Below are 608 nucleotides of genomic sequence, written 5' to 3' on the forward strand. Positions count from 1 at the left end.
GACGCTGCCGCTGCTCATGCGCTATGTGCGGCGATTTCCGCTGAATCAGGGATCCTGGCCGCGACAGACAGCACGGCTCCTGGCCGTCGCCGCCATCGTGTCGCTGATTGTCTCCGTCGTCCAGATGGCGATCGTGTACTGGACGTACTTTCCGTACCGCGACACCGTGCCGACGCTCGGCACCGCCATCGGTCACGGGTACATCAACTTCGTCGGCGAATTCTTGCTCGGGGTGGGCCTGCTCATGGGGTTGCAGGCGTGGCACGTGCTCAACGACTTCCGCGCCGAGCGCACACGCGCGCTGCAGTTGGAGCGAGAGCTTGCCGTGTCGAGGTTGGATGCCTTGCGTACGCAGCTGCACCCGCACTTTCTGTTCAACAGCCTGCACACGATCGCTGGGCTGATTGGCGAGGAGCCATCCACGGCTCGGCGCATGGTGATCGCGCTGGGGGACCTGCTTCGCTTGACCCTGCAGGATGCACCGAGGGGCGTGCGGAGCTTGGCGGAAGAGCTGGCGTTCATCGATCTCTACATGGACGTCATCAAGTTCCGGTTGGGCGATCGGCTGGTTCTCGCGTATGACATCGAGCCGGATGTCACGCGCGCCG

The 608-nt window shown here is 64.0% G+C and carries 1 protein-coding gene; it reads left to right on the forward strand.

Translation table 11 applies throughout. The annotated features are described in order from the left end of the window. Window positions 1-608, forward strand: a 608-nt coding sequence (locus GEV06_29055) for a hypothetical protein (protein MPZ21888.1), incomplete at both ends; no start/stop codon positions are given.

The sequence above is a fragment of the Luteitalea sp. genome (genome assembly GCA_009377605.1).
In the GTDB taxonomy this organism is placed as follows: Bacteria; Acidobacteriota; Vicinamibacteria; order Vicinamibacterales; family Vicinamibacteraceae; genus WHTT01.